We start from the raw sequence: 9,165 nt of genomic DNA, 5'->3' as shown, positions 1-9,165 counted from the left end.
GCCTGGAGCAAGAGGCGCAGAAGCGAAAGCAAGGATCGCCCACAGTCTCCGAGGATCATTCAAATTAAAAGATATCCTTGCAGCTATTAAACTTCCAAAAGCCACCTATATGTATTGGCAGAAGCGATTTGACCGGGAAAATCCGGATGCCGAATTAGAGGCAAAAATCAAAGCAATTCGGCAGAGCGACAAGGACTTCGGTTATCGTCGAATTTATGGCAAGCTCCGCCAAGAGGGCTTTTTAGTCAATCATAAGAAGGTCCAACGCCTTGTTCAGAAATTGGGACTACAGGTAAAATCATTTGCCCACAAAAGCCGCAAATATAATTCTTACAAAGGAACTGTTGGGCGTATTGCACCAAATCGGTTACGTCGCCGCTTTAATACATGTATTCCACATCAGAAAATCGCCACAGATACCACTGAATTCAAGTATTATGAGATTGACAGCAAAGGGAATATTATCACTCGCAGAGCATATCTAGATCCGTTTCTTGACCTTTATAATCGTGAAATCATTAGTTTTAGTATCACGAAACGACCGTCATCGCAAGGTATTATGTCTGCTTTAGAGAAAGCAATTGACATTACCAGTGACTGCCCTTACCGTCGGACATTCCATTCAGACCAGGGCTGGCCCTATCAAATGAGAAATTATATAGAACGATTAAGAGAAGAACGAATCTTTCAAAGCATGTCTCGCAAGGGAAACTGTCTGGATAATAGCGTGATGGAAAATTTCTTTGGCCTACTAAAACAGGAAATCTATTATGGCCATACCTATCACAGCTTTGACGAACTGGAACGAGCAATCCGAAATTACATCACATACTACAATAAACAAAGAATCAAAGCTAAGCTGGGATGGCTCAGCCCAGTCGACTACCGTTTACGTCATGCCGCAGCATAAAAAACGGTAGCAGCAAATAATTGCTACTACCGTTAAGGTCTAACTTTATGGGGTCACTACAAGGTACAATCCTTGAAGGGCATTTGTAATACTCAATTTTTTTAATTAGTAGGAAGCATCAGCGCCGCCAGCAACCTTGTCGGTCTGAACCTCTACATGGTCAGGAGTCAGATGATACTCAGACTGGAATGGGTGCTTAGGATAGAGCTTTGCACCCTTCTTTTCCAGGAAGGAGCGGAGAATCCATGGCTTATCGGAAATAAGACCATCAACACCCATGTCGTACATCATCTCCATGTCCTTAACATCATTTACGGTCCAAGGAACTACCTTCATACCCAGCTTGTGAGCCTCGTCCACCATGTTCTTGCTAATTTCACCATAGTATGGAGAAACAATATCAGCACCGAAGGAATGAGCAGCAGCTACTGCGTCACCCTTGAAATCCTTAATATCCAAGCCACCAAGCCAAGGAGATTTTTCCTTGTCAAAAGGTCTCAGGGATTCAGCAGATTTGCCCCAGGATGGTTCTTCCTCAATAAGAGCAGAAAGAGTGATGTTTGGATTCATCTTCTTTTCCATCATAAGGGTTTCCCAGTCGAAGGACTGAAGAACTACACGGTCCTCCATACCATACTTTGCTACCAGCTCGTTGAAGCGGGTGAGGAATGCCTTCTTATCAGCATTGCCTGCATGCTCCTTAACCTGCAATGGATCAGGATAGGACTTTGTCTCAATGTTGAACTTAACATTCTCGTTACCAGAAGCCTTTACCAGCTGGAACAACTGCTCCAGGGTAGGAATCTGGGCAAACTCAGGATCAACTCTGGTCTGACCATGAATCTTGTAGTAATCAACATCAGGATTAATCTTGGATACATTAAACTTCTGAATTTCAGCAACTGTCATCTTGCGGATATCATATTTGCCATTCTCAATCCACTTGCCATTGGCATCACGGGTAATCTCGTGATTCAGAATTGGGTTGTGGCTCATTACAATATCACCATCCCCGGTGAACTGCATATCGCACTCGATGCAGGTTGCACCATTTTCAATGGCATAAGCATAAGAATACAGAGTATTCTCAGGACGGGCATCTCTACCGCCACGATGAGGCTCAAAATCAAAGACATCCCCAAAGTCTACCTTTGCCTCAGCCTGTGGTGCATCAGTAAAACCGGCTACCCCTGTTGCCATTACTGCTGCCAAAATACCCATAGCGATTTTTTTACGATTCAATTTCATTTTATTTCCCCCTTAAAATAATGAATCTATAATAAGTATAACAGAAAATTGAAAAAATGTTTATACAATTTTTGTCCTTTTTGCATGGGAATAATGTCTTAAATCAATAAATAATACAGCCATATAGTTAATCATTGTTAGTTATAAAAAGGACGGGGACTGCTATCTTTAGCGCAATATCTAAATAGATGCAAAAATATACGGGGACCGCTAGATTTAGCATTTAGTTACGCTTCGTTAAGAAATTTTTTGTTGCTATACCGATGCTATAGTGTAAAAAATCATCTGTTTGAGCAAGGCCTATTGGGCCGAAGCGAGTTATGATTTTTTGCACTATATAAAAGCAATAAAAAATTTTAGAAGTGTAACGGCGCTAAAGATAGCAGTCCCCGTATATATTATTACATTTTTAGTATTATTATTTTGTCAGTTCCTCTATTTTCTTCTCTAAAGCCTTTATTTTTTTACTCATATCATTGAGCTTCTTCATGTGGGCCTGCATACGGAGCCACTCCTGATGTGGTCTTGCAGGGAATCCCGCATAGAATACTCCCTCAGGAGTATTGCCAATAATACCGCTTCTGGCCGCAAATACAGAATTGCCACCAATATTGATGTGACCAACAGTACCGGTCTGTCCGCCAAAGGTAACATTTGCTCCAGTGTTGGTGGAACCGGAAATACCTGTCTGGGCCACAATAAGGTTACCAGGGCCAATGTGACAATTATGACCAATATGTACCAAATTATCTATCTTGGTACCCTTACCGATAATCGTTGAGCCAATAGTGGCACGGTCAATTCCAGCATGAGCACCGATTTCCGTGTCATCCTCCAGCACCACATTACCCACCTGAGGAACCTTGGTATGAACTCCGTCCTTGGTGGTGAAGCCAAAGCCATCAGCACCAATAACTGCTGAGCTATGAACGATAACCCGCTTGCCCACCTTGCAGTGTTCACGAATAGTAACACTGGAATAAAGGATAGCATCATCATCCACTGTGGCATACTGGCCTACATAAACATGAGGATATATAACCACACGGTCCCCGATTACTGCATAGTCATCCACATAGGCAAAGGGCAGAATAGTAACATCCTTGCCCATAGTAACATCCTTACCTATATGAGCATCAGGACTTACACCCTTTTCATGCTGAATAGGAGGCGTAAAGGTGGTTAACAGAACTGCGAAGGCGGCTCTGGTATTTTCCACATAGATGGCAGGCAGCGGAAAATCCACCTCCACAGCATTAGGCAGCAGAACTGCACCTGCGTTACATTTTGCAGCCTCCTCCACATGGGCCTCATCCGCGAAGGTGATAGTTTCCTTGGTGGCTCCTTCAATATTATTTACTCCATTAATGACAATAGAAGGATCCCCTGCTAAACGCCCTCCTACCAGTGTTGCTATCTCCTGTAATGTCATTTTCATATTCCCAAATCTCCCTTAAAATTACAGGTTACTGCAGCTTGGCAATTACATCATCAGTAACGTCCACACCGCCAATAACCATACCATCCTTGCCGTTGCTTCTCACTACAGTGTCCAGCTTCTTTTCCTTGGCAATACCGTCCATGGCGGCATAAATCTTGGACTGAACCTGGGTTGCATACTGCTGCTGAATTCCAGCCCCCTGCATTCTGAGCTGCTGCTGAAGCTCCTGGAACTTCTGGGCATCCTCCTCAGACTTAATATTGGCCCCCTGCTCCTGAAGCTGCTTCTCTGCATCCTTCTGGAATTCCTCCATACGCTTCTGCATTTCATCCATGGAGTTCTTTATCTGAGGTGCCTCAGTCTGAACACGGGCATAATCCACATAGCCCACGTTAACCTTACCACAGCCAGCTGTTATCATCATGGCACAAACTGCGGACATTGCCAAAACCAAAGTTTTTTTCTTGAAATTCATTGAATATTGCCTCTTTTCCTTATAAATACGTACAAATAATTACTGAATATTTTTCATTTCCTGTAGTATTTCCTGGGTAAGATCCAGTGTATTAATACCAATAACTGGCGACTTCAGCTCATGCCAATCACCTAGGCCAAAGCTATTATACTCCTCCCCAAGAATATTATCTATAGGATCTGCAATTATCAAATTAAGATGGTGAATAATGGCCAGCTTGGCAGCTCTGCCGCAAATATCATCAAAGATTTTCTGCTCAAGCAGCTTCATCTCAGTAAGCTTTAATTCCAGGGCAGTCTTTTTCTTGGCCATGTCCATCTTTAGCTGAATTGGTTTCATGGCATCATCAATGGCCTGGGCATTTCTGTCCTGTACATCTTTGAAATGCTGCAACTCATCAGCCTGGGATTTGCCTGCTATATTGTCCCGTTCAGCCAACATTGCCTGTCTGATTTCCCCAGTCTCTACCTCCACGGCTTCATCATAACGACGCTGCTGATCTGCCAATAGCTTGTTATGCTTTTCATTGCGCTCATCCTTCAGGCGATTCCACTCCGCCTTAAGACTGGCCCTTTCCGCCTCAGACAGTTCCAAGGTTACTGCATTGTCTGCCTTAAGCTGGATGTTTAAAATACGGTTGCCATATTCCTGATCAATGGCATCCCGTTCCTTGTCAAACTGGGGCTTCATGCGCCGATAAATATTGTCAGCCCGCACCTTCAATTCTTCCATTGTTTCTGAATGTCTGGTAATAATCTCCAAATTTGCCTTTTGTCTGGCAGCATCATCAAACAGCTTTTTATCGGCCTTGGCTGCCTGAGCTGTCATTTCAAAGCCCTTAAGCTTTAATTCTGCTTCCAGTGCAGCAACCTCCCGCATCAAGGTCTGGAGCTTTCCATAATCCTTGTGAGCCCTTATAACTTCCCCCATGTCCATAACACCGACATCAGGCTCCTGGGATGCTACTGGGGTATCCTGACGGTTAAACAGAAAAAAAAGCGCTAAAACAAGAACCGTAATAGCCGCTGCTCCCATCCATATCCGTCTGTTTCTTAAGCTGTTATCCTTAACATCAGCTTTATCCTGCTTTCCCTTAACAGCCATAAGAATCCCCCTTTTATGAGGTAATAAAGTACCGAGCACATCGTGTGCTCGGCACCCTTACTATCTCGTTTTAATTTAAAATTACTTGTTCAGCTTCTTCAGAACATCCTGAGTCAGGTCAGTGCCGCCATATACGACAGCCTCCTTGTTGATAACCACGGTAATCCCCTTGGCATCAGCTACTTCCTTAACAGCTGCCTCAATCTTTGCGCGTACAGGCTCCATCATGTCAGCCTGCTGCTGCTGGAGACGCTGCATAGTCTGCTGGTAGTATTCCTGCTTCTGCTCGTCGCTCATGCCGGCAGCCTTCTCATTGAAATCCTTCTCAGCATCCTGAGCCAGCTTCTGCATCTGAGCCTGCATATCAGTTACATCCTTAATGGCGCTGAACTGAGAATAATCAACAACGCCAACATTAGAGGATGCGGCAGCATTGGCAATGCTGTTATTGGACTGGGACAATGCCAGAGCTACAACGGAACCAACAAATACCAAAGCAATGAGAACACTAATAATCTTAACCTGAGTTTTCTTTAACTGTACCATAATTTTATCTCCTTTTTGTGAATAAAAATATATTATCGCACTGTCACGGCAATAGCTTCGCCTTATGACTGCACATATTATACCAAACTATTATTCCCCATTCAATAAGATATAGATTAAAAATATCCTATGAACCTCAACCATTTATCATCATTATCCATAACTGCCTCTAATGCAAGAAAATCATGGAGCTTGTACCTTAAGGCAAATTCGCTGATATGATCCTGATCCCGGTATTCATAACGAAAGGCAAGGCGCTTGGCAAAATTATACTCAATGCCACCCTTCCAATATTTATCCAAAACAGAATAACGCACATTAGCCCGAACCTTAGGCACAATTTCACGATACAGGCCCAAATCAAAATCCCAACGCGTATTCTTAGGATAGAAATCCACCAAGGCAAAGGCCCCGTCACGACTGGTGAACTGTTTGGCGAAAAGCCCCCGGAACATTATCTCACCGTTATCCTTATTCTTAGTACGGTGTCCCAGCTCACCCCAGCCCTCAAAACGGACATATACATTGCGGGAATTGGAACGGCTCATAACCTCCATGCGTTCAGCAGGCTTAATATCCACCTTTGTGTGGATACCCCAGAATTTTGCCACCTCCAGATCATCAATACGCTTGGACAAAAGCTCCTCTATGGTATCCTTATGACGTTTGACAAAGGCCACGGGAACCCCCACAAACATATCTGCCCCGTCCTGCATATTCTGACGTTCCGTAAGAAGAGCCGCATTAGGCAGGGTATCAGATCTCATGCTAAGGTCAATAGTGCGTACCACTGGAAGTAATGGATATATATCAACAACCACCCTGGTGGATTCACCAACCTCCACATCGAAATCAGCCCTGAATTCCGGTGCTCTTTCATTCATAAAATCCTTGACTCTATGCTTTATAACACCGTTAGTCCAGTCCACCGCTGCCACTGGAAGGTCCCGAAGCACATCTGCAAAAATCTGGTCCATATCAGAGATATCTTCCAAAAGAAGCGTCTCAACTACCCCTGGCATCCCTACCACACGTTTTTCCACAGTGATAGTATCAATTTTATCATTCCAGCCCAAGAGCCCTACAGAAATCGTTAACTCTTCCCCGGGCTGAATATTCACAGACCTTACAGTATAACCCACCAGCACCTTGTCAAACACCTGCTGGATAATGTTTTCATAATGGGTCTTTTGCGATTGGACATTTTCAAGGGATTTCCCCTCCAGAAGCTGGGCTCCAATGGCCTGAACACTCTTTTCCATACGTTGGCACACTCCCTGGGGAATATGACCGTCACTATATACAGTTGCTTTCACTTCCTCCACAGAGGCAGCCCAAACGACATTATCTGAAGAAAAACTGATACCGGCCAGGTCAACCATGGCCAGTATCAATATTATTATAAATTTCTTTATTAAGTTTCCTTTAACAAAGCCCGAGCCCTTCATTAGAAGGAAGCACCCACATTAAAGTGGACTCTGTTACCCTGGGACCCGTGGCCCACATCAATACGAATAGGGCCAACAGGGGTTTCTACCATAACGCCCACACCTACGCTGGCATGGAAATCATTAAAGTCATTAGGCAACCACTTATCATCCCACGCTGCTCCCCAGTCAGTAAAGATTGCACCCTTAACTTTATTATACAGAGGGAAACGGAATTCCAAGCTGCCGATATACATGCTGTCACCACGGAACTGGTCATCCTTATAACCGCGCAAAGTTCCCTGACCACCAATTCTGAACTTATTAAAATAGCTCAACTCATTATTGGAATGGCCATAGGAGTTACGGAAGGCCACAATCTGGTTACGGCCTACCTTCCAATAGGCAGAATCATCAATGACGTACTTCTGATAGTTGAAGTCCCCACCCAAACCTGCAAACTCAGCAGATAGCTGTACATAGTGACCACCAGTTGGATACATAATATTATCTCTGGTATCAGTAGTATGAGACAGCGTAACAGAACGGGTAAGACCAAAGTTTTCTTTATTCCATTCAGACCATTGCGGTTGTCTACGGTCATAAGGACCAGATTTATGATTGTCATAGGTATCGTCACTATTCTTGAAGTATATTCCGTTAGTGGAATACTCACTTACAGGACGGGTAAAGCCTATTTCAAAACCTTTGGCCTTACGAAGCATTTCCTCTATCAAATCACCATTAGTGTCATAATCATTATATCTATAAGTTCGATTATATATCTTGATAATACCAGCGGTTTCCTTCTTATCCAGCCATGGCTTACGATAAGTGAACATCCAACCTCTGGCATCAGTGCTGGAACCACTTATGGAATACATAACACTGATGGAATCTCCAATACCGCGGAAGTTTCTATCACCGATACTAACCATTCCTATAAAACCATCAGCAGTGCTATAACCAGCACCTACACCAAAGGCGCCAGTATTCTTTTCAGTTATATCAATTTCCAGCATGCAGGCATTTGGCTCCACACCTGGAATTGGCTTTATATCTATGGACTCAAAGTAATTAAGATTGGTAAGGCGATTGTAGCTGCGTACCACATCCTTTTTGTTAAGAGGTTCCCCCACCTTGGTACGAAGCTCACGGATAACAACCTTCTCCTTGGTCTTCTTAAGGCCCTTTACCTTGTAGCCCTCCAAAATACCTTCATTGACCTGAATAGAAACCTTGCCATGATCATCTATACCCATATCATGAACCTTGGCCATAATATAGCCATCATTCACATATACCTTCTTAATATTGGCCAAATCCTCCTGCAAGGACCTACGATTTAGACGGTCTCCCGGCTTCAGCTGCATTGCTTTAATCAGCTTCTCAGTTGATTCCCGCTTACTGTTGCCAGTAATCTCTATATCAGAAATAATAGGGGTGGTAAATACATGATAGGTAACAATTACACCCTCCGGAATTTCCTCAAAGCTTGGGTAAAGATCGTAGAAATAACCTGTTTCATAGATATTATTAGCATCTCTGGACAGTCCATCAATGGTTAGAGCATCTCCAACCTTGGAGTTGAGGGATAACAATGCTGTGTTGTAAACGTCCTCAGTGGCCCCCTCAATTTTGATATCCATAATGGTCTTCCCCACCAAGGCCTGAGCCGCAGAAGTAACCTCTGCATCAGTAGGTCTTTCCCCATTCCATTTGGCTACTGCCTCCTTGGCTGCATTGGTGGTATCCTGGGATTTAGCAACGTTTTCAACGGATTCACCAATTTCAACCCCATTGGCAGCTTCCTTCTTGTTGCGGTCAATATCAGCTCCAGCACCGCTTTCTGACACAGCGGCCAACTTACCATCCTTCATGTTAACTATAACGCCAGAATCAGCTGGTGCGGCAAAAACCACCTGTGCTGCGGATAAACCAGTCATCATAGCCATAGCACAAGCCAAAGCCCTGTAATTTTTTTTGGAATTCTTTGAAGTAAATCTCAAAGGAA

At 43.7% G+C, this 9,165-nt stretch carries 8 protein-coding genes; 1 reads left to right on the top strand and 7 read right to left on the bottom strand.

Annotated features, from left to right (window positions below; translation table 11 throughout):
* The coding region (locus B6K08_RS11595) for an IS3 family transposase (protein WP_143254916.1) at nucleotides 1–910 on the top strand (910 nt) is incomplete at its 5' end.
* 105 nt (nucleotides 911–1,015) lie between these two features.
* Here B6K08_RS11595 and B6K08_RS11590 read toward each other — a convergent pair.
* The 7 genes from B6K08_RS11590 to B6K08_RS11560 form a co-directional block, all read right to left on the bottom strand.
* Nucleotides 1,016–2,158: a glycerophosphodiester phosphodiesterase family protein gene (locus B6K08_RS11590; protein ID WP_080326204.1), complete on the bottom strand. Its 1,143-nt coding sequence runs from the start codon at nucleotides 2,156–2,158 to the stop codon at nucleotides 1,016–1,018.
* Between the two features lie 418 nt (nucleotides 2,159–2,576).
* Nucleotides 2,577–3,596 (bottom strand): UDP-3-O-(3-hydroxymyristoyl)glucosamine N-acyltransferase, encoded by a 1,020-nt coding sequence (gene lpxD, locus B6K08_RS11585; RefSeq protein ID WP_039207796.1) that lies wholly within the window; start codon nucleotides 3,594–3,596, stop codon nucleotides 2,577–2,579.
* Between the two features lie 28 nt (nucleotides 3,597–3,624).
* Nucleotides 3,625–4,074: an OmpH/Skp family outer membrane protein gene (locus B6K08_RS11580; RefSeq protein WP_051555527.1), complete on the bottom strand. Its 450-nt coding sequence runs from the start codon at nucleotides 4,072–4,074 to the stop codon at nucleotides 3,625–3,627.
* Nucleotides 4,075–4,113: 39 nt separating this feature from the next.
* Entirely contained in the window at nucleotides 4,114–5,178 is a 1,065-nt protein-coding gene (locus tag B6K08_RS11575) for a coiled-coil domain-containing protein (protein ID WP_080326203.1), read from the bottom strand.
* Between the two features lie 81 nt (nucleotides 5,179–5,259).
* On the bottom strand, nucleotides 5,260–5,724 hold the full coding sequence (locus B6K08_RS11570; RefSeq protein ID WP_039206226.1) for an OmpH/Skp family outer membrane protein: 465 nt from the start codon (nucleotides 5,722–5,724) through the stop codon (nucleotides 5,260–5,262).
* Nucleotides 5,725–5,840: 116 nt separating this feature from the next.
* Nucleotides 5,841–7,172: an AIR synthase family protein gene (locus B6K08_RS11565; RefSeq protein WP_080326202.1), complete on the bottom strand. Its 1,332-nt coding sequence runs from the start codon at nucleotides 7,170–7,172 to the stop codon at nucleotides 5,841–5,843.
* Nucleotides 7,172–9,160 (bottom strand): BamA/OMP85 family outer membrane protein, encoded by a 1,989-nt coding sequence (locus tag B6K08_RS11560; RefSeq protein ID WP_080326201.1) that lies wholly within the window; start codon nucleotides 9,158–9,160, stop codon nucleotides 7,172–7,174. Before B6K08_RS11560 ends, B6K08_RS11565 begins: the two co-directional genes overlap by 1 nt.
* Nucleotides 9,161–9,165 lie beyond the last annotated feature (5 nt).

The organism is Anaerovibrio lipolyticus DSM 3074 (assembly GCF_900141865.1).
Classification (GTDB): domain Bacteria; phylum Bacillota; class Negativicutes; order Selenomonadales; family Selenomonadaceae; genus Anaerovibrio; species Anaerovibrio lipolyticus.
Note: the sequence above shows the minus strand (reverse complement) of the source record. Positions and strands in the feature narration are given on the sequence as shown.

Bases quoted from the DNA above. Each gene is read 5' to 3' on its own strand.
- B6K08_RS11590 (WP_080326204.1), bottom strand. From the start codon at position 2,158: ATGAAATTGAATCGTAAAAAAATCGCTATGGGTATTTTGGCAGCAGTA.
- lpxD (WP_039207796.1), bottom strand. From the start codon at position 3,596: ATGAAAATGACATTACAGGAGATAGCAACACTGGTAGGAGGGCGTTTA.
- B6K08_RS11580 (WP_051555527.1), bottom strand. From the start codon at position 4,074: ATGAATTTCAAGAAAAAAACTTTGGTTTTGGCAATGTCCGCAGTTTGT.
- B6K08_RS11575 (WP_080326203.1), bottom strand. From the start codon at position 5,178: ATGGCTGTTAAGGGAAAGCAGGATAAAGCTGATGTTAAGGATAACAGC.
- B6K08_RS11570 (WP_039206226.1), bottom strand. From the start codon at position 5,724: ATGGTACAGTTAAAGAAAACTCAGGTTAAGATTATTAGTGTTCTCATT.
- B6K08_RS11565 (WP_080326202.1), bottom strand. From the start codon at position 7,172: ATGAAGGGCTCGGGCTTTGTTAAAGGAAACTTAATAAAGAAATTTATA.